Raw genomic sequence first — 21,573 nt, 5'->3', positions numbered from 1 at the left:
CATTGTATAATGAGGGATGATGTCCTCTAGAAAGAAAATGAGGTGACTGTAAGTTGCAACGTGTAGCTAATTGTATTCTAAGAATGAATGACTCCATATTAATGTTGAAAAAACCGAGAAGGGGCTGGTATGTAGCACCTGGAGGTAAAATGGAGAACGGTGAAAATATTAAAGATTCTGCTATCCGTGAATTTAAAGAAGAAACAGGACTTGAAATTAACGACCCGGAATTAAGAGGATCGTTTACTTTTATTATGCGTGAAGGCGAGAAAACTGTTCAAGAATGGATGATGTTCACCTTTCACTGTACCTCTGCTTCTGGAAATCTTCTTGAGACAAGTGATGAAGGTGAACTCGAGTGGGTACCTGTAGATGAGGTACTTGGTAAACCAATGGCTGAGGGAGACCGCCATATATTCAAACACATTTTAAATAGCAATGATCAAATTTATGGGACATTTGTATATACGACGGACTTCCAGCTCATTGATAAGGATATGGATCCGTCACGACCTGACTAAATGAGGAGCGATCGAGGATGCAAGAAGAAGCGAACAATACTCAGTTAGTGATTATTACCGGAATGTCAGGGGCAGGGAAAACCGTGGCTGTTCAAAGCTTTGAAGATCTCGGTTTTTTTTGTGTGGACAACCTGCCGCCAGCCTTGCTTCCTAAATTCCTTGAATTAATGAAGGATTCTACAAATAACATTCAAAGTGTCGCATTAGTTATGGATTTAAGAGGCAGAGAATTTTTTGACTCTCTTTTTGATTCACTAGATCGACTTGGTAAGGAAGACTGGATACACGAGCAGATCTTATTCCTGGATGCTGAAGATCAAGCTCTGGTCTCCCGTTATAAAGAAACCCGCCGATCTCATCCCTTAGCAAAAGAAGGACTTCCACTGGAAGGAATTCGTAAAGAACGTGAAATGCTCGATGAGCTGCGAGGACGTGCCCAAACACTGATTGATACCACATCTTTAAAGCCTAAAGAACTTCGAGAGCGCATTGTGGAAAGCTATCGCCAGCGTGAACAGCAGGTATTCTCTGTTCAAATGGTTTCATTCGGCTTTAAATACGGTGTTCCGATTGATGCAGACTTGATGTTCGATGTTCGCTTTCTGCCGAATCCTCACTATGTAGAACACATGCGGCCGCTTACCGGGCTGACTACAGAAGTTTCTTCCTATGTGTTCAAGTGGTCTGATACGCAGAAGTTTCTGGAGAAGCTTAAAGATTTACTGCAATTCATGCTTCCGCAATATAAACGGGAGGGTAAGAGCCAGCTGGTAATAGCCATAGGCTGTACGGGTGGCCAGCACCGTTCTGTGGCACTGGCAGAATATTTATCGGAATATTTCTCTAATGATTACGTCACACACGTGACCCATAGAGATATTGATAAAAGGAAAGGTTTGTAAAGGATGGATCATACAGACGCACCCCGTGTAGTGGTTATAGGTGGAGGCACCGGTCTGCCGGTACTTCTGCGGGGACTAAAAAATCTGCCTATTGACCTATCTGCAATTGTTACCGTTGCCGATGACGGAGGAAGTTCAGGAAAACTTCGCAATGAAATGGCCATACCGGCCCCAGGTGATATAAGGAATGTGGTGGCTGCTTTATCAGATGCTGAGCCGATGCTCCTTGATCTTTTCCAACACCGTTTTGCAGATGGAAATGGGTTATCTGGTCATTCCATGGGTAATTTACTGCTGGCTGCTCTTGCTTCCATGACCGGAGATTTTTATCAGGGAATTAAAGAGATCTCTCGTGTATTGAACGTGAGAGGGCACATTTACCCAATTGCAAATCATTCCATGAATCTGCATGCGGAAATGGAAGACGGTACAATTGTCACAGGGGAATCCAGCATTCCTAAACAACAGAAAAAAATAAAAAAGGTATTTGTAAGTCCTACACCTGTCCAGCCGCTTCCAGAAGCTGTAAGTGCAATTAAGGAAGCGGATCTAATTGTCATCGCTCCAGGAAGTCTCTATACAAGTATTCTACCTAATATTATTATCCCTGAGATTGGTCAGGCTTTAAGGGAGACGAAAGCAAAAGTTACGTATGTTTGTAATGTTATGACCCAAGAAGGGGAAACCTCAGGTTATACCGCAGGAGACCACTTGAAGGCGTTATTTGATCATATTGGTCAAGACGTCATTAACTCAATCGTGGTTCACAATCAGCCGATTGAACAAAAAGTAAAGAAAGCATATGCGAAAGAAAATGCTGAACCTGTCATTTATGACATCGAGCGTATTAAATCAATGGGTATTGAAGTAGTGGAAGAAGATATTATAGATGAAAGTCAAGCCATGTTGCGTCATGATACAGATAAGCTTACTCGATTATTGCACTCGATGCTTTAATTAAGAGGCTTGTTGTCAGAGGGAGGTGTCCAGCTGTGTCATTTGCATCGGAGATAAAAAAAGAACTGACGAACGTAGAGGCAGATACTTGCTGTCTGGAGTCAGAATTAGCAGCATTGATTAGAATGAACGGTACTTTTTCCTTTTCCAACCGTCATTATATATTGGATATCCAAACGGAAAATGCAGCCATAGCTAGAAGGACGTATATGCTCATCAAAAAATTGTATCCCTATCCAGTAGAACTTCTGGTGCGGAAAAAAATGCGGTTGAAAAAAAACAACGTGTATATTGTACGTCTTTCTGAAAACGCTGAGCAGGTGCTGCATGACTTGGAAATTCTGAAAGGTCCATTATCCATTAATCCGGAGATTCCTAAAAAGTATTTAAATGATACGTGTTGTAAGCGTGCCTACCTGAGAGGAGCATTTTTGGCAGGAGGCTCGGTCAATAATCCAGAAACTTCTTCTTACCACCTCGAGATTTATTCTTCTGATGAGGAACACAACGAAGCGTTGTGTAAACTGATGAATAGTTTTGGTCTGCACGCTCGCACCCTGGTAAGAAAGAAGGGGTTTATTACGTATTTGAAAGAAGCTGATAAAATTACTGAACTAATTAGTAATATTGGGGCGCATCAGGCATTGTTTAAGTTCGAGGATGTGCGTATTGTTAGAGACATGAGGAATTCTGTCAATCGTTTAGTGAATTGTGAAACGGCTAACTTAAATAAAACAATTGGAGCAGCATTCCGCCAGGTAGAAAACATTAAATTTATTAAGCGCACTGTTGGTCTTGAAGCTTTACCTGATAAACTTCAGGAGATTGCCTCCTTGCGTTTACAACATCAGGATGTTTCATTAAAAGAACTTGGGGAATATGTATCAGGAGCAGCCATAAGCAAATCCGGTATCAATCATCGCCTGCGTAAAATAGATGAGTTTGCTGAAAAAGTTCGAAGAGGAGAAGTCACAGAAAACACAAGAAATTAATGTTTCTCCACAATAATTCATGCTATAATGAACTATAATTAAAAACGCTTTCATTTATCGAGAGCGTTTTCTTTCGGTTATTATGAATGCGTTTTCGGAGGAAAAAATAGTAAAATGGGAGGAGAGAATTCATTGATAGAACGGGATATAAAGATTGAACTGGAAACAGGATTACAGGCAAGACCTGCCGCTCAATTTGTTCAACATGCGAATCGCTTCAGCAGCGATATATTCATTGAAAAAGAAAACAAGCGGGTGAATGCAAAAAGCATCATGGGGCTAATGAGCCTTGCAGTTGGTACTGGGGAAAGTATTAAATTGATTGCAGATGGTTCCGATGAAGAAACTGCCATGGAACAGCTGCACGATTTTGTAAAGGAGAAGTAAACCCATATTTGTGAAAGAATGAACTTAAACATAATGAAAACACATAAAAATATCCGCTGTGTATTGTGCACAGCGGATAAATATATGGTTAAGACTTCTCCATAACTTTGTCGATCAATCCATAATCTACAGCTTCGTGTGCAGACATGAAGTTATCACGATCGGTATCGCGTTCGATAACTTCATATGGCTGGCCTGTACGTTCAGAGAGAATTTTGTTTAATTTCTCGCGCATTTTAATGATGCGTTTAGCATGAATTTCGATGTCAGAAGCCTGTCCTTGTGTTCCGCCTAGAGGCTGGTGGATCATAACTTCACTATTTGGAAGTGCGTAACGCTTACCTGGTTCACCAGCGTTTAGCAGGAAAGCACCCATAGAAGCTGCCATACCAGTGCAGATAGTAGAAACGTTTGGTTTGATAAACTGCATCGTATCGTAAATCGCCATGCCAGATGTGATGGAACCGCCTGGTGAATTAATATATAGAGAAATATCTTTGTCTGGATCGTCAGCTGCTAAAAATAGCAATTGAGCTACAATGGAGTTGGAAATGTTATCATCGATCGGGCTGCCAAGCATGATAATCCTGTCCTTCAATAGACGGGAGTATATGTCGTAAGCACGCTCTCCTCGGTTCGTTTGTTCAATAACTGTAGGTACTAAATTCATTGTGATTTCCTCCTTATCATCAATAATTATGATGGAATACATTTATCATACAATTAAGGTCAATAAAGGTCAAACAAAAACGATCGACCTTTTTCGTAGAATTCCTTATACCATCATACCCTAAATTTTCTTGGATAAACGTAGGGAACTTGGTTTTTATTGCTAAACAAATATACTTTTAAAAGTCGCTCTATTAATAATAGCAGTTTTTTCCATAAGTGATTTAGTTTAACTATAGGAAAGTATTGTGAAAGACTCAATTCAGCAGAAATTCTGGTTCGTTGGGAAAGGGAGGGGCGCTTTTCTGCGAACCAGCACAGCGCGGGAGCATTTATTCTCCCACACATGGCTGCGGTCTTTAGTTAAACATCCTATTTACGAAGATTTCCGGGCTTTAGAATTTGATTTGCGAGTTGTTATACTTATCTAATTAAAAAAACCTTGCAATAATCTTCTATTCTTCATATAATATATATTGCATGTCGATTTTGCGCCCGTAGCTCAGTTGGATAGAGCGGTAGATTCCGGTTCTACGTCTGTCGGAGGTTCGAATCCTCTCGGGCGCGCTACTAAAACAGAACCGTTGATATGACGGTAATTTAATTCGAAAATTTAAGCGTAATCGTCTTCGTTGAGATAACGGAGGGACGTAAACTAAGGGAAACGGAAAGCGTGTTTCTCGTTGGTTTACCGTCTCTTCTAATCTCCGTGTTTACGCCATTCCGAGGCCTCTCGCCCAACCAAACGGTTGTGGTCGGGAGGTCTTTTTTTGTATGCCGAAAATAAATCGTAGGAATTTACGAAAACCTGGCGTGATGAAACGTTGGGAACCGTTAACCTATACGAAATCTACGCAGTCCATTTCCACCGAGGATGCCATCGAGAAAGTGATGCTCGTCTACGAGACGGAGGGCTATCGTGAGAAAACGTTAAAGGGTTACCGAGCCTATTACGATGAGTTTATTAGAATCATCGGAGTCAACGAGTTAGAGCGTATCCACAAAGACGATATAAGGGCGTATATAAAGCATCAGTTAGACAAACGGAATCTTTCCCCTGTCACCGTCAATATACGTCTTGCAAGCCTCCGCAGCGTCTTTAATCGCATGGTAGCTGAAAACTTAATCGAGGATTCACCGTTTAAGGAAATCCGTAAGTTACGTACTGATGAAGGAAAGATATTTTCGTTAACGGATCAACAAGTAAAGAGACTTTTCTCGGTCGTGGATTTAGAAACCTACGCAGGTTACAGAGATTATGTAGCAATGTTAACGATGTTAAAAAGCGGTCTTCGTTCAAACGAGATCAATTCGTTAGAGATTTCCGACTTGGATTTAGACAATCGAGTGATGATGTTACCGGGAGCAAAAAACAAGAACCGTAAAACGAGAAGTATCCCGATGACTCTTCAACTTGCCGAAGAAATCCGAGGGTTGATAGCGGAAGCACGTGAATATTTCGGGGCAGACATTAGTTATGTATTCGTTAACCAGTTCGGTCAACAGATGAGAAACGATCATTTACGTAAGAGGGTCGATAAATACGCACATCAAGCGGGTTTGAAGGGCGAATGCAGGGCTTCCCCGCACTCTTTGAGGCATACGTTTGCCGTGCGATTTCTAAGTTCTGGTGGCGATATAAAGACCTTACAATCGATTCTCGGTCACTCCGACTTAGCATCTACGGAAATCTATATTAAGTACACGGATGAAACGGTAAAACAAAACTTCGATAAAGTATTCGCTAGAGACAAAAAGCGATTATAAGACATAAAAAAAAGGATGCAACCGCCGAGCATACGGACTTGCCGTAAACTCAACGATATACACCACTAGCCTACGTGTAGTATATCGAAAAAATAGCAGACAGTCAAATTCGGCAGGTCTGTCTATTTATAAGAACATAAGTTCGGTGTTTGCGTCTCATTAAGGGAGGCAGCACGGTATGGATTACGTTACGACCGATTTAACAGTACTAGCAGAATACGCTACTTTTACGTCTAAGAACGAGATGGACGAAAAGATTTACGATTACATAGCACGTTTACAAGCAGACGAGCAACCCGATTCCGTAATCGAAGTTCTACGTTTCTTTGGTAGATCCAGTTTACGGTTGCTGGGCGTTAGTTTCGCGAAGTACCAAACGATAGCAGAGAACGTAGGGGTAAGTAAACGAACGGTTATCCGAGTGGTAAAGAAACTCGAAGAATACGGGTTTATTGATAAGTTGCCGACCGTGAAAAAGTGGCGAGGGAACTCTCGGAAAAAGTCCGTTAACGTCATTCGTATTCTAGTGACACGTCAGGGTGACACCGCAATAGAAGACGGTGAGAGTACGCCGCAAGAGCACTCGGAGCAGATTGAGGAAACCGAACCATCTAATTCTAACCATATTCAAAAGCACATATTAGATACGGGGAAAACGTTGAAAAACTCGATCCCTACGTCCATTTACGAGGTAATGAGTCCGTTCTTTAACGTAGAAGAGTTGTACGAGTTAGTCGGGGTCTTGTACCGATCCAAAGCGTCTATTGATCGATCCATTCACGTGGAGGATCACGAAGCATTTGCAGAGGCGTTCCTATCGTGTATTAGACGTTACAAAGAGGGGCAGGTACGTAATCTCAACAACTATCTATACGCCTCATGGCGGAAGGTGAGTCGAGGTATATACTTACGTCAAATGGCAGACGTGTATTAGAGACGGTTTGGGCGAAACTAAATACGGGTGATGAAAATGAGCGAGTTTATTGTAACCGTTATTCTCTTTTTGCTGATGGTCTTAATAGTCTTCTGTCTTAATCTTTTTCAAAGTGATCCAGAACCAGTTGAGAAATCCGAATATGAGAAATGCGAGTCTCCGATTGAGCGTCGATTATACAACGGGTTAGTTTCGTTTTTGTACCCACGAACGCAGTATCCCGAGGGAAAGTTTCGCATTGACATAGCGTTTCCTGGGTCGAAGATAGCGATTGAATGCGATGGAAAGGCGTTCCATTCGTCGGCTTCACAAAAGGCACATGATCGAAAAAAAGACCGTTACCTCCGAAGTAAAGGCTGGAAGGTTATGCGTTTTAGTGGATCGAGGATACATCGAAGCCTTCCGAGTGTGGTCAAAGGAATTAGCGAGGAACTCACGAAGAGATCGAATGTGTAATCGAACTGTAAAGGAAAATAACTTTACGAGGGAGAGACAAAAGAAGAAACTCGGAGCAAACAGGAGATGGAATGCGCTCTTTAACTACACGTTATTACACGTATGTCTAACGTAAAAGAGATAATATCCATCGGTTATACCGGCGAAGCCGTTCACGAGCTCTCTAGGGCGAAAACATCGAGGGGACAAGCGGGGTGTAAGCGTCTTTTATCCCGGTGTATGACGGACTCATAGACGTTGTGAGCGTAATTATTGGCGAGTATAATTTCATACCCAACGCAAAATATATAAGGCGTGGAATCCTCTGAATTGGCTCTGCGAAGGCGTTGTATTGACGTTGTGGTCGATAAACAAACGAGAGGAATGGGCGGAAAAAAGCGATAATTATGCAAGATTTTATACGGTATAATAACGCATAATTTCGAGGGATAAAAAGTCGATAATACGTAAGTTTGCGGAATATTGATTTGCCGGGGCTGAACGTGTTACTTCCGTTAATACTCATTATGTAAAGTAAGACGAATTCTTCCCCTTGGAACGTTGATTTGCCGGAGTTTATCGTTAATAAAGGCGAGTGATTACGGGAAGGTATCGCCTACCTAACCACGGATAAACTATGCATTTTCGTGTATTCTCTATTCACCGTTTTATTCCGGCCACTCGTTTGTATGCTCGTTATCCCCCGGGGGCACTAAACCCGGCAGCCGCCGCCGAGTGAACGAACATTTCCGACAAAATTTCAAAAGGTCGAGGGTTCAACGTTAACCATTCCCCATTAAAAAAGATATTCTAATCCTGCTTAAAAAAATTCAAAACTCATGTAACAAAAATGGATATGATTTTGGTTCTTATTAGTAGAAGGGAAAAACAGAAAATTTGATGCTTAATTTTCCTTCACAATAGAACTGAATAATGGGAGAGGAAAACGCAGGTTAACAGGGAGACTTCGATAAAAATGAATAGAAAAGAACCCGAGAGGGCTGTCGTAGGATTGACGGTATTCTCGGGTTTTTGAGTCCAAATTTTTAAACGGTGTCCCACGAAATGATCTTGTTGTGATATTAGCGAGTAAGAGGGTGACATTAAACGTTACCCACGAAATCGAAAACGGGAGAGGATTGCGATGGAAAATCAAAACGTATGGATCGAACGAAAAACGAGAGATTATCGGGAAAAGTGTTCGAAATGCGGTACACCGAAGATTCTCGAGGCATTCAATCGAGATAAATCGAAGTTTGCCGGGAGACGCTCGGAATGCAGCGAGTGTAGCCAGAAATATGCGAAAAAGCATTACGAGGATAACCGTGAACAACGGAAGGAGTATCAACGTCTTTACTACGAAGTGAACGAAAAAGTCAAAATGGCCGAGTGGTAGAAACGCTAAGTACTTTCATCCGCTTGAAGCGAAGAGGAAGTTTTGTTTAGCCGACGGAACGGAGTGGAGAAGGCTAAGGAACGATAGTGACTAATGTTTTACAAACGGAGAAAACGAGGGGAACGGGGGTATTTGGGAGCAAGCTCCCACCTCCTAACGTCGGTCAATGGACAATACAAAAGTCTACGTTGTTTAGGTAAGGAAAACACGAGGGGGAAACGAAAAGAATTTAATTTTCTTGTCGGTGATGGTTGTAAAATACCGCCTCAGCAGCACTATATAGTGAAGGGCGATAAACGGGCCAAACGCAAGGGGAAAACGAAAAAGAATTAAATTTTTTCCTGTTCGATACTTCCGCAGGAAGGCCACAGCAGCACTATATAATGAGAGGGAAGGCGAGGACTATCGCAGGGATAACGCAGGGACAACGGGGAACAACGTCACAACGCATATTCCCGAGTGTTCACGGGTGTTAGATACTTCGTTTCACTCGTATCTTGAGATTAGAAATCTCATACATACAACGCAAACAAAGCAATAAACGTACCAACGATCTAGCGGTAAAGTATGACCGTGATAAACGCCATGACGAGAACAACGAGGCCAACAGGATATCGTTTGTCCTGGCGAACGTACACGGGTTCTTGAAAGCCGTTTGTGTAACGGGAATAAGGCGGGTTACATACGTAGTTATGTCGAGTTTCTTCCATTAACGGCAACAAAAAACGCACAGGCCACGTGAGGCACATGGGATTACACGGAAAAGGCTAGAGGCAAGGCGGGAGAACAACGGACGGCAGACGGTTTAAAGAATCGCTTCTTAAACAACGGTGGAAACGAGTTTAGTAATTACTGATTAGAAGATGACCCAGTTTTTACTCTATCCAAGAAAAACGGCGTTAAACGCCTTTATAGCGGTGTTTAAACATGATTTTGGCCAATTTCGCTTGTTCCCGAAATGGAACCTATTACCCCGATTTTGTTCCCGAAAAGGAACCTAATTTGTTTACCTTACACATCGTTTCACATTGCTGGAAAGTACGAAAAATACAAATCCACCATAAAGGGGAACGAAAAAAATATATTTTTTGGATACGTAACCCTAATTTTTGTCTCCACAGCAGCACTATATAATGAGAGGAATTTTTTCGAAGAAATTTGAGTCGAATACGTCCGTAGAACCCGATTAGTAGCACTAAATAATGAAGAAGAAATTAGAGAAGCCCATCGAGGCTTTTTTATTTTGGATTCGTGGAAGGAAACGAGCCTCAACGACAACCATTTGAAAGGAGCGAGGTAATATGACAAACGAAACATTCAAGTTGATTCGGCTTTATCTCGGGCAAACCCAACGAGAGTTTAGCGAGGAAATGAACATCGCTGAATCAACGATTGCAAAAGTGGAAACGGGCTTCACCGTACTAACCGAGAAGAACCGAGCAAAGGTCGTTCGGAAGTTCAACACGGATGATCCCGAGTTCATCGAGTTCTGCAAGCGTATGAAGCAGAGAATCTATTAAACAACCAAAGCGAGAGAGGGAGAGATAGAATGATGGAAACAAAATGGGCGGATTTACACCCGAACGCAATACGAGAAGCTATCGAGGTAACGCAAAACTTCGAGGTTATTAACGGAGAGGCGTATGACACAGAAACAGGTGAGAATATCTCCGACAAGGTAGACGTTAGGCCACGGTTAACAGAAGGGCAAATGAGGGGGCAGCAAATTAAAGAGAACCTTAAAGCGCATCAAACGGAGAACGGCGGATATGTATTCGCTCTATTTCAAGGAAACAAAGCGATAGAGGAGCGATTTCCTAGCTTAACGCAATCCGACTTGGCTCGGTTAATGTTTATCGGGACATACGTCTCTTACGACGATAGCGAAGCATTCCGCTACGGGCTATTGAAGCATCCAAACGGTGTAAAAATCGGTAAGAAATCGCTCGAAGAGTTGCTCGGAATGAGTAGAAGTAAGTATAGCGGGTTTTACAAGAAACTTTTAAACGAGGGAATCCTAGCGGAAACCGACGAGGGATTAGAGATAAACCCAGCCGTCTTCTATCGAGGGGAGCACGTTAAGGCTATAAAAGGAGAGATGCGGTACACTCGATTGTTTCGGCAAACGGTACGGGATTTGTACGAGCTCTACAATGGGCGATCCATTAAGAAGCTAGGCGTTATTTACTCGGTACTACCATACGTGAACTTTAACTTTAACGTTCTTGCGGAAAACCCAAGCGAAGTTAAAGCGGACGAGGTTAAACCGTTAACAATAGAAGAGTTAGCCGAAAAGCTAGGCTATGAGGACGAGAAGAAGCTAACACAAACTCTAAGATCCATTAAATACGATGGGCAACCGATCTTTGGATTCGTGGAGATAAGCGAGGATCGACGCAGAAATAAGATCGTGGTTAATCCCCGAGTGATCTACGCAGGAAATGGAAAGCACTTAGACACAATTAAAATGCTGTTTAAATAGGGCTTTATAACACCTATTAAGCGATTAATAAAAACCGCCCGTTAGCACCGCTATCCTGCCGGCGGGAGGGTTGAGCCTACTTAACGATTGAAGGAGTGATCGAATGAATGAAGATCGAAAGCTAATAGATCTTATCGAATATTTAAAAGCGTTGGCAGCGCTGAAGACTTCAGGGGTTCACGTAACACTTGAAATTACCTCCACGCTGGAAACGATCGAAAAAGAATTGAACAAATAACAAAAATGAAAGAGAGAGTGAGAGAGCGAATGAGTGACGAATTAGTAATGCGCAAGATAATCGAAAAACTTGAAGGTATGGAACGGAAGCTCGATAAGGTTGACGGAAAAGTCGAGCGGATTGAACACGAAGTCTGCTCGGACAAGAAAGGGGGTGTTCACCATGGATAAACGTTGTACCCGTTGCCAAACGGAGAAGCCACTCGAAGAGTTTTACGGAGTGAAACGGAGTCATTGTAAGGCGTGCGAGTGTGTCGAGGCAGCCGAGCGTATGAGGCGACATAACGGGACTTTCAGAGGTAAGGCGAGCCAAGCGCTCCAGTCGTCTACAAAGGCCGTAAGAAAGGTTGAGAAAGAGTTAGGTATAAGCGTAACCAACGATTTAGGTCTCTTCGAAGTAGCCTTTATTTTGGCGGATGAAACGTGCTCCTACTGCGGAAAAGATGTGCCGGAAAACGAACGGCAGTTGGACCATGTTACGCCCCTACGTTATGGAGGAGCTAATACTGCAAGTAATTGTACGATGGCTTGCGGTCACTGCAACCGCGAGAAGTCGGATACCCCCGCCTTGCTACACATGATTCGAGAGGTCGAAGACTACTACGTAATGAAACTAGTAGATCGGTTGGCCTTGCGAAAGCAGCAGACATTTCAAGAAGCATTCGAAGAGTTATCCGCAGACGCTAGAAAGCACCTCGAGATTAAAGCGGAAGAAGCGCTAGTGAATGCCGTTGAGTGAGACCATTTACGATAACCAACGGATTCACTCGAGAGAAGGAGGCGATAGATTGTCAGAAGTAGTCAGGCGGTTTAAGGCGGTTGCCATTCGCGAAGAAACCGAAACGGGGATAGGTATCGTTGAATACGAGCCAAGCGGAGAAACCATATCACTAGATAGCGTTTACTACCCGTCCAGATTAAGTAACCGAGATACCTACGTTAACACGATAAAACGTATTGAGATGGTGACGCAGTTAAATGAAGTCGTTGTCCTCCGAACGTCCTCGATGCAGTCTAAGCTAAAATGGCGGAGACACTTTACAAATGTAAGAGGAAAAAGCGAGTGGTTCAAAGCGGAGGCATTTGGTGAATGCTTAGATTTAGCGAAAGACGGAATCAAACGTAAGACCACGATGTATGAATATATGCAATGAAACGGAAGGAGTCGGTTATATGTTCGGAATACAGAAAGGCAAATTCGAAGAGATAGACGAAGAGGCGGACGGAAAGGTACTCGTCAACATACAGGTGGACCGAATCAACCGCAAGGAGCGAGAGGTTCAGATTAAAGTATTCGATAGAGGTCGGGAAGAGAACGTGTTCAAGGCGGATTATGTATCGAGACAGAACGAAGCAAACGCCCATTCCTCCGCCCAAGAGATTGTAAAGAGATTCATTAGAGAAAACGACTACGTGATAGACGTAGAGACAACGAACGTTGAATTACCAACGATACAAACACTCACAAATAAAAGGAGTAGGTAATAATGGAGCAGTACAAAAGAGACATCGAAAAGGCAGTACGTAAATTCAGAAAAGACGTGCAGAAAATCGAAGAAAGCAGCGATCCTAGATACAAAGATCAAGCGTTCAAAGACGAAGCAATTCGGGAGAAACGTCAAGAATTAGAGGACGTAGTTGCCGATAGAAACACTAAGTACGCGCAAGAAGCCGAGGCTTTACTTGAGCAGCGTAAGCAAGAAGCCGCTAAAAGTTACTTTAAACCGTCCCCAAGCGACAAGCAATTTGTTGAATCGGTATTGGACGAATTTACGGCGAGCGTGGCCTTCGCATACAGCGATAAACAACGAAGAGAGGTTTTTAATTCACTTGAAGATAGATTCGAGCACATGTCTCCGGAGCAGCTCAACGAGGTACGAAAGCAATTACCAAAGGTGCTGCAAAGCGTGAATGACGAGGAAACCATAAAAAAACTACGCTACGTTAACTCGTATCTCTCAAACTTGCAAACTCCCGAGCAGGAGGCGCTAGAAGAAGCGCAAGAAGCCGCCATGTTAAAACCAGACGCAGCATTTAGGCGCTTAACCTTTACGCACCCAGCGTTTAAGGATCAGGCGAAGAACATTCATAACGGCACAAGAAAAAGTATTTAAAGAGCGGGGAGCCTTCGGGTTCCTCGTCAATTAAACGAAAAGGAGAGAGTCGATGATTAAACGAGAAATCAAACAGAAGGAAATTACGCAAAAGATAGAAACTGTGAATACCACGGAAGAGTACGTGCAACTACGAGAGGCCGTCGAGCGGCAAGGGGGGAGAGTAGTCGAGACAATCGCGTTGCGGAACGGGCAGGGGATCAGCGTGAAGGTTGAGTTGGCTGGACGGTGTGCCGGATGAGGGGGTAATCTTTTTATGGTTTTAAGATATAATTTACTATAATTTTACAATTGAATAGAATATAATGGAAATTAATAAAGGGGGAGTGGTTAATTATGGCTAAAAAGAAAATCCCGGAAGTTAACTTAGTTTCAGATGATCCCAGTGTACCTAGACCAAGATTAAGCAAACTAGTTATTAAAAACTTCAGGAGCATTGGTAGTACTCCAGTAGAGGTTGAGCTTGACGATATAGTTGTGCTCGTAGGCTCAAATAATGCTGGAAAGAGTACTATTTTAAAAGCTTACGAGATAATAATGTCACATGGTTCTAGAGCATGTGAGCTAGGTATAGATGATTTTCCGAATGGCGAAATTATTGAAGGCGCTTACCCTGAGATGGAGTTACATACTGTGGTGCATGATAACAGTCCTGGAGAACGTTGGATTAGAGTGGATGATAATACAAAGGAAAAGTATGTTAGAGAACAATGGGTTTGGAAAAATGTAGGTGCACCAGTTAGAAGAGGATATGATGTGCAAGTGGGAGAGTGGTCAGAAAATGTACCTTGGGGAGCACCCAATGTCGCAAATTCTCAAAGGCCTCAACCTCATCTGGTAGAGGCTTTTGAAGATCCGAAAAAACAAGCTGACGAAATAACTCAAATCTTATCGACTGTAATTAAAGAGCGAGTTAAAAGTATGTCCAAAAATCTTTCAAAAGAGGATAAAGACACGGCTCAGTCAGATTATGAAAAATTATTAAATCATATTCAGAAATTGCAAGAGCAAATTTTGCAGGATTCAGAAAAAGAAATTGAGGATGCAGAAACTAAACTATCCTCTATTATGGATAATGTATTTCCCGGATATGAGGTTAAGTTCGATGCAAGGCCAGAGGAGGAGCTTGAAAAAAGTATTGACTTATTTAAAGCCAAACCTCAACTCTTGATGGGGCCACAGGGAGGCTATCAAAGTTCAATTGCGAGGCAGGGTAGTGGAGCTAGAAGAACATTGCTTTGGGCTGCCTTGCGTTATGTGAATGAGACAAAGCTAAGTAAAAAGAACAAAAGTGAAAGACCCCATGTACTACTACTGGATGAACCAGAACTATGTTTACATCCTAGTGCTATACGAGAAGCTTGTAAAAGTTTATACGACTTGCCAAAAAGCAAGAATTGGCAAGTAATGGTCACGACTCATTCTCCCGCATTTATTGATCTATCAAGAGATAATACAACTATTGTCAGAGTAGAAAGAAGTGAGAGTGGAGATATTGTAGGGACTACTTTGTTTCGACCTGAAAGGGCTTCGTTGGATGAGGATGATAAAAGAAGGTTAAAACTTCTTAATATGTTTGATCCATATGTTGCTGAATTCTTCTTCGGTGGTCATACAATTGTTGTAGAAGGTGATACAGAATACACGGCATTTAGATACATTATAGAGTCCGAACCAGAGCTCTTTAGAGGGGTGCATGTTATAAGAGCAAGAGGTAAAGATACTATTGCCTCATTAGTAAAGATATTAAATCATTTTGATTCTTCTTATTCAGTTCTTCATGACAGCGATAGACCTTACACTGAAAAAAGGAAAAAGAATGGTGAATTTAAAAAGAATAAAGCATGGACTTCAAACGATAAAATACTCGAATCTGTGAAATCGCATGTTGACCCAAAAAAAGTTAGGCTTCTAGCCTCGATCCCAAATTTTGAAGAAGCATACTTTAACGAAGAAGTAAAAGGGGAAAAGCCTTACAATGCACTTATGACTTTGGCTGAGAATCCGGATGCATTTGAAAGAATCAAGTCTCTACTTAGAGCATTGGTCGACCATAATGTTAACGCTCCTAATGGATGTATTGAATGGGAAACTACTTCAGAGCTTCTGGAAGAATTGGAAGTTAAAGATAGCGTGTGATTACTTAATTGTAGGACTAAAAGTGGGCGAGGTCGCGAAGCCTCGCTTTTTTCTTTGGAAAAAGAAGGAATCCGCGGAAACTTGTTGAATTATACCCCGATCAACTAAATTAGGAGTGATTCGAACTATGTTAAATGAGCTTAACGACCCGTACAAAATCCGCCGCACCCTCGAACTTTACGGTCATGGACGCTTCGATATCGAGAAGGTCGTAAAACTCCCCGATGGTGATCGCCTCATTACCGTCTACGACAAAACAAGTCCTCAAGAAGAACCGGTTACATACGTACAATCCTTCATTCCAACGCTCCAAGATGATGATGTCCGTAGCTTCCTTTTGCGCCAATTGATCTATATTCAGGGCGAGCATTATGACGAATAGGTTAATTTAGTATCAAACAGTTTACACCGTGTTTAGTTAGTGCTATCTTGGGTAGTATAAGAATAGATGACCGTTAGCCGCTAACTAACGATCATCGCAATATTTTCTAAATGAGAAACCTCGGCTACTTGTCGGGGTTTATTTTCATGCCTAAATCTACTCCTAGCATAAATATCAATATAATATGATAAAGCATATCAATATCCAATAATCTCCCTCCTCACTTTCCGCCTAATTAATCTCCAACTCCAATCATGGCGGTTAATTCCAAGTTTTAACTTGTACATGTAACATACCACATTTACGAAAACTTAATCAATATATTGTGTTCATGAATTAAACTTTTTCAATATATAGTGTTTTTGAACGAATGAGCTGGAATTTGTCAAATTGCTAATCGCACGTAGAAAGCCTTGCGAGCAAGTATTCAAGAGCAAAATGATATTTCTAAAAGAAATCCTATTTAATTCATTAATTGCAATGTTAAAGGGGGAAGTGCCTAATACTCAAAGGTTTATTAAAAAAACTACCTAAAACTTTCATCTAAAAATCTACTAATTCCTTTTTGTAGTAGGTAGAGAAAAAGAATGAGGGGACTGAAAATGTCGTAATTAATAATTTTTCATGAAATAGATGAAAAACCTAGTAGAGAAAATCCGTAAATATTATTCGTTGCTATTAAATAACTAAGGATATATAATAAGGATAATTCCGAAACGGACTGTCCACGCTTAAGCAGCGGGTTATCGTCTGTACGGAAAATTTCTCGCAATCGTTCGGTTGAGATAACGATGTGTGGCGAGGGTTTCTCGAATACATATTTTCGTAAGATTTCCGAATAGATTCCGGTTCTACGTCTGTCGGAGGTTCGAATCCTCTCGGGCGCGCTACTAAAAAAATAAACGCAAAAAACGCTTTTCTTTTAGAAAAGCGTTTTTTGCGTTTATACGTAGGTATTTTTATACTCATATAATAAAATTAGTTGTCAGATTTATAAGAGAAGAAAAGTTGAACAAATATGGAACAAAATATATACGGAGTTTCGTAAGTAGATTGTTATGTCAATGTAATTTTTTTATTTTATTTTCTATGTTATTATTATTCTATGTAGTTGCCGTTTCTTGACGCTTTTGCCAAAGAAAAGGGGTATTTATGACAAAATTAATCCGTTATAAAATGTTGTCGACTGAGCAAATTTCTGAGGACAGACGGATTCACGTGTTCGATATGCAGCAGCAGCAAAAACTATCTTTTAATTATGAGTCGTTGAAGCGAACACCTAAGAATAATGCCTACGAAGAATTAACCGAGTTTTTACAGAAGAGAAAATTGAAAATAGATAATGGCGTATATGATAATGAAGAGCATGCATCCTGATTAGTGCATGCTCTTTATTTATGTATAATAAATGAGAGAACATAGTAAGATGAGCCAAAAAAGGAGGAAAACAGTGAATAAAATAATCCTATATTCAAAACAAAACTGTCCGCTTTGTGAAGAGATCAGCAGTTTAGTTGAACTGTTCTCCGGGGAATATAATATTGACGTGCAGGAAATTGACATTGAGCAAAATGATGAACTAATGAGAAGGTATTTACTCGAAGTTCCCGTCATTTTAGTCAATGGAGATGAATTAGATTATCGGTCTATTACGTATGGAGCTATAGAAGAACGCTTACATTAAAAATTCATTCACTTCTGCTTGCGCCTCCACATTCTCACTGTTAATATTACTAGTGAAAGAGATATTTTTGCTCCAAGTGGGACATAATATGACTGCCCGGGACGTAATCCGCCCCAATCGATGGATTTTAAGTAAGGAGCTTTTCCATGCGAGATTTAATTGACTTACAAACAAAACTTTTTCCTGAAGTGGTGGAGGTAATGCAGCAACGCTATAAGCTTCTGTATTACATTCAAATCATGCAGCCTGTGGGTCGCCGTGCTCTCGCTGAAAATGTAGAGCTAGCGGAGCGCACCGTCCGCAGCGAAGTTGACTTTTTAAATAAGCAAGGCTCTGTGGAAATTACTTCCCGTGGAATGCATTTGACTTATGAAGGTCAAAACATTTTGGAGCAATTAGCTGAATTCATTAAAGAAGTTACAGGGATAAAGGTTTTAGAAAAGCAATTAAAGGATAAATTAAACCTAGACTATACTGTGGTGGTTCCCGGTGATAGTGATAACCTCGACTGGGTAAAGAGTGAAATGGGAAAAGCTTGTGTTAATTATCTGAAAGAACAGTTAATCCCTCGCCAAACTATCGGAATTACTGGCGGCACGACTATGGCAGCAGTAGCTGAAATGATGACGCCGTTCCATGGTGCAGATGAATGTCTCTACGTACCTGCACGCGGAGGTCTTGGTGAAAGAGTTGAAAATCAAGCCAATACCATTTGCGCTGAAATGGCTAAAAAAGCTAAAGGGGATTATCGCTTACTTTATGTCCCTGACCCTTTAAGTGAGGAATCTTATAAGACCATTATTGAAGAACCCTCTATTAAGGAAGTACTTGAGATTATCCGAAATGCAGGAATTATCATCCACGGGGTAGGGGATGCTGTAATGATGGCTGAGAGAAGGAAAACCTCAGCAGAACAATTGCGTCTCATTAAAAACCGTGAAGCCGTAGGAGAAGCATTTGGTTATTATTTTAATCACATGGGTGAGATCGTTCACAAAGTTAGAACGGTTGGACTTCAATTAGAAGATTTAAAGCACGCCGAGCATGTGATTGCCGTGGCTGGAGGACGTTCGAAAGCTCAGGCCATTGCTTCCTATTTTAAGCCGGGTCAGAGTAATGTCCTTATTACCGATGAAGGCGCCGCAAAAGAGTTAATAAGGGGAATTTCCCTTTAAATATATAATGTATAGAATCCAAGGAGGAATTTTACATGACTGTAAGAATTGGTATTAACGGTTTTGGCCGTATTGGACGTAACGTTTATCGTGCTGCTTTGAAAAACGATGACGTAGAAGTAGTAGCGGTAAATGATTTGACAGATGCTAACATGCTAGCGCATCTGCTTCAATACGATACCGTTCATGGTGAACTGGACCAAAAAGTCACTACAAATGGTGACAATTTAGTTGTAGGCGGAAAAGAAATTAAAGTGCTTTCCGAAAAAGATCCAGCTCAACTTGGCTGGGACGAGCTTGGTGTAGAAGTTGTTATTGAATCTACAGGTCGTTTCACTCAGCGCGAGGATGCTAAAAAACACTTGGACGGCGGTGCTAAAAAAGTAATTATCTCTGCACCTGCCAAGCAAGAGGATTTGACTGTAGTTATGGGTGTAAACGAAGAGCAGTATGATAAAGATTCCCACCACGTTATTTCCAATGCATCTTGTACAACCAACTGCCTGGCACCATATGCTAAAGTACTAGATGAGAAATTCGGACTTAAACGCGGTATGATGACCACCGTTCACTCTTACACAAATGATCAGCAAATTCTTGATCTACCGCATAAAGATTACCGTCGTGCGCGTGCGGCAGCTCAGAATATTATCCCGACAACTACGGGTGCTGCTCAAGCCGTAGCAAAAGTTCTTCCGCAGCTTGATGGTAAGTTAAGCGGCATGGCTATGCGTGTACCGACAGCAAACGTATCAATTGTAGACTTTGTCGCTGAGCTTGAAACAGATGTAACAGTAGATGAGGTCAATGATGCCCTTAAAGCAGAAGCTGAAGGTAACTTGAAAGGAATCCTTGGATATAGTGATGAACCACTAGTTTCTAGTGATTATAACGGTAACACCCTTTCATCAGTCATTGACGGCTTGTCTACTCTTGCATTAGAAAACAACATGGTTAAAGTTGTTTCCTGGTACGACAACGAGTATGGTTATTCCAACCGTTGTGTAGACTTGGCTGTATATCTTAAAAACCAAGGCTTGTAAGAACTAAATAGAGAACTTTGAGGTAAAAGGAGGGGGCCTTATGTCCTCCTCCTTTATCCATGTTTGAAATAGTTTCTGCTGTTCTGCGTTTTCATTCTGAATTGCAGGGGAAACGTACATATCGGCAGGGTGTTTGATTTTGACCACAAACCAAGGAGGTTGTCATTTCATGAATAAGCAAACCATTCGTGATGTAGAGGTAAACGGAAAAACTGTATTTTGCCGCGTGGACTTTAATGTTCCTATGAGCGGGGAAGAAGTTACAGATGATACTAGAATTAAAGCGGCTCTTCCAACCATTAAGCACTTGTCTGGAAATGGAGCTAAAGTTATTCTTGCCAGTCACCTTGGTCGCCCAAAAGGAGAAGTAGTTAAAGAACTTCGTTTAGATCCTGTAGCGAAACGTCTAAGTACTCTGCTAGGACAAACCGTAACGAAAACAGACCAGGTACATGGTGATGAAGTAAACAAAGCCATTTCTGAAATGGATAATGGGGAAGTCCTTTTAATTGAAAACGTACGCTTCCACCCTGGTGAAGAGAAAAACGATGCGGACTTGTCAAAAGCATTTGCTGACATGGCAGACCTTTATGTAAATGATGCCTTCGGGGCTGCTCACCGTGCTCACTCATCCACGGCTGGTGTGGCAGAGCATCTGCCAGCTGTAGCTGGTTTTCTAATGGAAAAAGAAATTAATGTGCTGGGACAAGCACTTTCAGATCCAGAACGCCCGTTCACTGCTATAATTGGCGGTGCTAAAGTTAAAGACAAAATCGGTGTAATCGATAACTTGATTGATAAAGTAGATCACTTAATTATCGGTGGAGGACTTGCTTATACCTTTGTAAAAGCTCAAGGTTATGAAATCGGTAAATCTTTATTAGAGGAAGATAAGATCGAAACAGCGAAAGAGTATATGAAGAAAGCTGAAGAAAAAGGTGTAGAATTTCTTATGCCTGAAGATGTGGTTGTTGCAGATGACTTTTCTGATTCAGCGAATACTGAAGTAGTTTCGATTGACAGTATCCCAGCTGACTGGGAGGCTCTAGACATTGGTCCGAAAACAAGAGAAAAATATGCTGAAGTCATCAAAAAATCCAAATTAGTGATCTGGAATGGACCAATGGGCGTATTTGAACTTGAAACATTTGCGAATGGCACGAAAGCTGTAGCGAATGCTCTGGCTGAAACGGAAGGTTATACCGTGATCGGAGGCGGAGATTCAGCAGCAGCTGTAGAGAAATTCGGTTATGCAGATGATATGGATCATGTGTCAACCGGAGGCGGTGCTTCCTTAGAATTTATGGAAGGAAAAGATCTTCCAGGAGTCGCACTGCTAAACGATAAATAATAGGAG

At 41.6% G+C, this 21,573-nt stretch carries 26 protein-coding genes and 1 tRNA gene; 26 read left to right on the top strand and 1 reads right to left on the bottom strand.

Going from position 1 to position 21,573, the window contains the following annotated elements:
* Nucleotides 1-53: 53 nt before the first annotated feature.
* From ACTWPM_RS15565 to ACTWPM_RS15545, 5 genes are all read left to right on the top strand, one after another.
* Complete coding sequence (locus tag ACTWPM_RS15565) at nucleotides 54-521, top strand: 8-oxo-dGTP diphosphatase (protein ID WP_443133939.1); 468 nt, start codon at nucleotides 54-56, stop codon at nucleotides 519-521.
* Nucleotides 522-538: 17 nt separating this feature from the next.
* A complete protein-coding gene (gene rapZ, locus ACTWPM_RS15560; RefSeq protein WP_014644245.1) occupies nucleotides 539-1,423 on the top strand; it encodes an RNase adapter RapZ in 885 nt (294 codons plus the stop codon).
* Between the two features lie 3 nt (nucleotides 1,424-1,426).
* Complete coding sequence (locus ACTWPM_RS15555; RefSeq protein WP_443133938.1) at nucleotides 1,427-2,380, top strand: gluconeogenesis factor YvcK family protein; 954 nt, start codon at nucleotides 1,427-1,429, stop codon at nucleotides 2,378-2,380.
* Nucleotides 2,381-2,415: 35 nt separating this feature from the next.
* Nucleotides 2,416-3,372, top strand: a complete 957-nt coding sequence (whiA, locus tag ACTWPM_RS15550; RefSeq protein ID WP_443133937.1) for a DNA-binding protein WhiA — start codon at nucleotides 2,416-2,418, stop codon at nucleotides 3,370-3,372.
* A 132-nt stretch (nucleotides 3,373-3,504) separates the two neighbouring features.
* Nucleotides 3,505-3,759: an HPr family phosphocarrier protein gene (locus ACTWPM_RS15545; protein WP_443133936.1), complete on the top strand. Its 255-nt coding sequence runs from the start codon at nucleotides 3,505-3,507 to the stop codon at nucleotides 3,757-3,759.
* Nucleotides 3,760-3,847: 88 nt separating this feature from the next.
* Here ACTWPM_RS15545 and clpP read toward each other — a convergent pair whose 3' ends face one another.
* The gene (gene clpP, locus ACTWPM_RS15540) at nucleotides 3,848-4,429 is read right to left on the bottom strand and encodes an ATP-dependent Clp endopeptidase proteolytic subunit ClpP (protein ID WP_014644241.1); all 582 of its coding nucleotides are present in this window, start codon (nucleotides 4,427-4,429) and stop codon (nucleotides 3,848-3,850) included.
* A gap of 490 nt (nucleotides 4,430-4,919) precedes the next feature.
* Here clpP and ACTWPM_RS15535 point away from each other — a divergent pair.
* The 21 genes from ACTWPM_RS15535 (at nucleotide 4,920) to ACTWPM_RS15435 (ending at nucleotide 21,567) form a co-directional block, all read left to right on the top strand.
* A tRNA-Arg gene (locus ACTWPM_RS15535) sits at nucleotides 4,920-4,995 on the top strand.
* Between the two features lie 207 nt (nucleotides 4,996-5,202).
* Nucleotides 5,203-6,195 carry a tyrosine-type recombinase/integrase gene (locus ACTWPM_RS15530; RefSeq protein ID WP_443133935.1) on the top strand — a complete coding sequence of 331 codons (993 nt, stop codon included), beginning with the start codon at nucleotides 5,203-5,205 and terminating at the stop codon, nucleotides 6,193-6,195.
* A 178-nt stretch (nucleotides 6,196-6,373) separates the two neighbouring features.
* Nucleotides 6,374-7,129: a helix-turn-helix domain-containing protein gene (locus ACTWPM_RS15525; protein ID WP_443133934.1), complete on the top strand. Its 756-nt coding sequence runs from the start codon at nucleotides 6,374-6,376 to the stop codon at nucleotides 7,127-7,129.
* 30 nt (nucleotides 7,130-7,159) lie between these two features.
* Complete coding sequence (locus tag ACTWPM_RS15520) at nucleotides 7,160-7,585, top strand: endonuclease domain-containing protein (RefSeq protein WP_443133970.1); 426 nt, start codon at nucleotides 7,160-7,162, stop codon at nucleotides 7,583-7,585.
* Nucleotides 7,586-8,708: 1,123 nt separating this feature from the next.
* Nucleotides 8,709-8,960: a hypothetical protein gene (locus ACTWPM_RS15515; RefSeq protein WP_443133933.1), complete on the top strand. Its 252-nt coding sequence runs from the start codon at nucleotides 8,709-8,711 to the stop codon at nucleotides 8,958-8,960.
* 1,301 nt (nucleotides 8,961-10,261) lie between these two features.
* Nucleotides 10,262-10,480, top strand: coding sequence for a helix-turn-helix domain-containing protein (locus ACTWPM_RS15510; RefSeq protein WP_443133932.1), 219 nt, complete (start codon nucleotides 10,262-10,264; stop codon nucleotides 10,478-10,480).
* A gap of 29 nt (nucleotides 10,481-10,509) precedes the next feature.
* On the top strand, nucleotides 10,510-11,442 hold the full coding sequence (locus ACTWPM_RS15505; protein ID WP_443133931.1) for a hypothetical protein: 933 nt from the start codon (nucleotides 10,510-10,512) through the stop codon (nucleotides 11,440-11,442).
* 103 nt (nucleotides 11,443-11,545) lie between these two features.
* Nucleotides 11,546-11,680, top strand: coding sequence for a hypothetical protein (locus tag ACTWPM_RS15500; protein ID WP_443133930.1), 135 nt, complete (start codon nucleotides 11,546-11,548; stop codon nucleotides 11,678-11,680).
* Nucleotides 11,681-11,709: 29 nt separating this feature from the next.
* Nucleotides 11,710-11,850 (top strand): hypothetical protein, encoded by a 141-nt coding sequence (locus tag ACTWPM_RS15495; protein ID WP_443133929.1) that lies wholly within the window; start codon nucleotides 11,710-11,712, stop codon nucleotides 11,848-11,850.
* Nucleotides 11,843-12,418: an HNH endonuclease signature motif containing protein gene (locus ACTWPM_RS15490; protein ID WP_443133928.1), complete on the top strand. Its 576-nt coding sequence runs from the start codon at nucleotides 11,843-11,845 to the stop codon at nucleotides 12,416-12,418. The genes ACTWPM_RS15495 and ACTWPM_RS15490 overlap by 8 nt, the downstream gene beginning before the upstream one ends.
* A gap of 49 nt (nucleotides 12,419-12,467) precedes the next feature.
* Nucleotides 12,468-12,833: a hypothetical protein gene (locus tag ACTWPM_RS15485; protein WP_443133927.1), complete on the top strand. Its 366-nt coding sequence runs from the start codon at nucleotides 12,468-12,470 to the stop codon at nucleotides 12,831-12,833.
* A gap of 19 nt (nucleotides 12,834-12,852) precedes the next feature.
* The gene (locus tag ACTWPM_RS15480) at nucleotides 12,853-13,164 is read left to right on the top strand and encodes a hypothetical protein (RefSeq protein ID WP_443133926.1); all 312 of its coding nucleotides are present in this window, start codon (nucleotides 12,853-12,855) and stop codon (nucleotides 13,162-13,164) included.
* Nucleotides 13,165-13,166: 2 nt separating this feature from the next.
* Nucleotides 13,167-13,793 carry a hypothetical protein gene (locus ACTWPM_RS15475; RefSeq protein WP_443133925.1) on the top strand — a complete coding sequence of 209 codons (627 nt, stop codon included), beginning with the start codon at nucleotides 13,167-13,169 and terminating at the stop codon, nucleotides 13,791-13,793.
* Nucleotides 13,794-13,845: 52 nt separating this feature from the next.
* The gene (locus ACTWPM_RS15470) at nucleotides 13,846-14,034 is read left to right on the top strand and encodes a hypothetical protein (RefSeq protein ID WP_443133924.1); all 189 of its coding nucleotides are present in this window, start codon (nucleotides 13,846-13,848) and stop codon (nucleotides 14,032-14,034) included.
* Nucleotides 14,035-14,129: 95 nt separating this feature from the next.
* Complete coding sequence (locus ACTWPM_RS15465) at nucleotides 14,130-15,932, top strand: ATP-dependent nuclease (RefSeq protein WP_443133923.1); 1,803 nt, start codon at nucleotides 14,130-14,132, stop codon at nucleotides 15,930-15,932.
* 127 nt (nucleotides 15,933-16,059) lie between these two features.
* Complete coding sequence (locus ACTWPM_RS15460; protein WP_443133922.1) at nucleotides 16,060-16,314, top strand: hypothetical protein; 255 nt, start codon at nucleotides 16,060-16,062, stop codon at nucleotides 16,312-16,314.
* Between the two features lie 1,152 nt (nucleotides 16,315-17,466).
* Entirely contained in the window at nucleotides 17,467-17,691 is a 225-nt protein-coding gene (locus tag ACTWPM_RS15455; RefSeq protein WP_443123026.1) for a hypothetical protein, read from the top strand.
* A gap of 73 nt (nucleotides 17,692-17,764) precedes the next feature.
* On the top strand, nucleotides 17,765-17,998 hold the full coding sequence (locus ACTWPM_RS15450) for a glutaredoxin family protein (RefSeq protein ID WP_443133921.1): 234 nt from the start codon (nucleotides 17,765-17,767) through the stop codon (nucleotides 17,996-17,998).
* A gap of 146 nt (nucleotides 17,999-18,144) precedes the next feature.
* Nucleotides 18,145-19,173 (top strand): sugar-binding transcriptional regulator, encoded by a 1,029-nt coding sequence (locus ACTWPM_RS15445; protein ID WP_443133920.1) that lies wholly within the window; start codon nucleotides 18,145-18,147, stop codon nucleotides 19,171-19,173.
* Nucleotides 19,174-19,208: 35 nt separating this feature from the next.
* Nucleotides 19,209-20,216 (top strand): type I glyceraldehyde-3-phosphate dehydrogenase, encoded by a 1,008-nt coding sequence (gene gap / locus ACTWPM_RS15440; protein WP_443133919.1) that lies wholly within the window; start codon nucleotides 19,209-19,211, stop codon nucleotides 20,214-20,216.
* A 169-nt stretch (nucleotides 20,217-20,385) separates the two neighbouring features.
* The gene (locus tag ACTWPM_RS15435; protein ID WP_443133918.1) at nucleotides 20,386-21,567 is read left to right on the top strand and encodes a phosphoglycerate kinase; all 1,182 of its coding nucleotides are present in this window, start codon (nucleotides 20,386-20,388) and stop codon (nucleotides 21,565-21,567) included.
* The last annotated feature ends 6 nt before the right edge of the window (nucleotides 21,568-21,573 follow it).

The organism is Halobacillus sp. K22 (assembly GCF_052246795.1).
In the GTDB taxonomy this organism is placed as follows: Bacteria; Bacillota; Bacilli; order Bacillales; family Halobacillaceae; genus Halobacillus.
Note: the sequence above shows the minus strand (reverse complement) of the source record. Positions and strands in the feature narration are given on the sequence as shown.